The organism is Paraburkholderia sp. RL17-373-BIF-A, from assembly GCF_046030175.1.
In the GTDB taxonomy this organism is placed as follows: domain Bacteria; phylum Pseudomonadota; class Gammaproteobacteria; order Burkholderiales; family Burkholderiaceae; genus Paraburkholderia.
The window spans coordinates 1-1,042 of the sequence record NZ_JARESO010000292.1 but is presented as its reverse complement, the minus strand read 5'-3'; the positions used below and the strand labels follow the sequence as shown (position 1 = coordinate 1,042).

The 1,042-nt window shown below is 60.5% G+C and carries 1 protein-coding gene; it reads right to left on the bottom strand.

The annotated features are described in order from the left end of the window. On the bottom strand, nt 1-1,042 hold a 1,042-nt coding region (locus P0D80_RS50425), incomplete at both ends, for a type VI secretion system Vgr family protein (RefSeq protein ID WP_408296309.1).

Here is a 1,042-nt window from a genome sequence, read left to right as displayed (position 1 = left end):
GGCCCGCGCCTGGTGTCTTGCCCGATATCGTCGTCTCGGTCACGTTGCGGATATCGAGTGTGGTCGACACCACCAGGTACTCGGCATTCACGTCTGCCTCCGGGTGATCCGTGAGAAAGAATGTCCTGCCGGTTTTCAGGCCGAGCAGGTTGCCCTGGCCCCTGATGCGTTCGTTGCGCGAGAAAAGCGCATGGGCGCGCACACCCGCAAGATAGTGTGCTTCCTCCAGATAGTTGTTCGGCTGGCCCGACAGACCCGTTGCGCCGGCAAGGGGCTGCGAGTAGTCGCCCCAGTGGCGTTCCTCGGCCTTGTGCAGTTCCCCGAACGCATCATGTTCCTCGACGAACTTCTGCGCTCCACGCGTATAGTCGTAATCGACTACGGTCACTCTGGCCGCCGTGACCCTGCGCGACGCCTTCAGTCTGTAGATGGTTTCCTCATCGATGCGCCCACCCTCGCGCGCGTGATAGCGGATCGAGTCATAGGCATTCCTGTGCGGCTCGTGGACACCGGGTCCGTCGCATAACACCAGCCTGTTGTTATCCTCAAAGTAGTAAATCCCCCATTCGCGCCATAGCCGGGTCAGAAAATGGAAGTCGGATTCCCACACCTGCCGTACGAAGTCGCGCAGCGGGTAGCCGCCTTTTAATCCGTGAGCGGACACCTTCACATCAAACAGGACCGGGTGCTCGCGCAGCACGTCCCGCGTGATATCCAGCACGCTCCTGTTCTGGAATATGCGGCTGCGCGAGGTCTTTGTGGTCAGCCACAGGGCGGGACGCACGACAAGGCGGTAGTACGTGTGGCGATCATCGACGCCAGTCATCTCGACTCTGGCGATGATCCCGGAAATCGTCCTGACGCCCGCTCCGACATTTCCGGCGCCGCTATCGCCAGGCATCCCCGGAATGAATGTTCCCTTCCCGTCGAACTCGATCGAGATGGTGATGTCCTTGCCGACCAGCTTGGTGGGGACGATCTGAAACCTGGTGTTGTACTGGGAAAGCCCCGGCGTGTACGTTGTCGCCATGTCCAGCGTGTA